The organism is Flagellimonas olearia, from assembly GCF_009184425.1.
Taxonomy (GTDB): Bacteria; Bacteroidota; Bacteroidia; order Flavobacteriales; family Flavobacteriaceae; genus Flagellimonas; species Flagellimonas olearia.
In genome coordinates, this window is record NZ_WELG01000202.1 from 1 (window position 1) to 316 (window position 316).

The 316-nt window shown below is 32.3% G+C and carries 1 protein-coding gene; it reads right to left on the reverse strand.

Features of this window, described 5'->3' with window-relative positions; translation table 11 throughout:
* On the reverse strand, positions 1-203 hold a 203-nt coding region (locus F8C76_RS20080; RefSeq protein WP_152132984.1), incomplete at its 3' end, for a type II toxin-antitoxin system RelE/ParE family toxin.
* Positions 204-316 lie beyond the last annotated feature (113 nt).

Here is a 316-nt window from a genome sequence, read left to right on the forward strand (position 1 = left end):
ACTAACAAAACATCAGGTCTAATGTGGCATTCTCTACAAGGATACCACTCGCCTTTTAGCATGTGGTCTTTATGCTTTGGAGCTAGTGGTTTTTGTTGTCTTAATTCTAAAACCACTTCATCAAGTAGCTTACTATCAAAGCCATTTTTGAGATACTTTTTGTAGTCTTTTCTAAACAAATTATGATATTCAATATCCAGCATGTATCTCTCTTTTTAGTTCATCTGTAAGCTCATCTAAACTATCAATTTTTGTAAAATTAGCCCCACTCTCTATATCTTTAATGGCTTGTAAAGTCTCTAAATTTTTAGCTTTT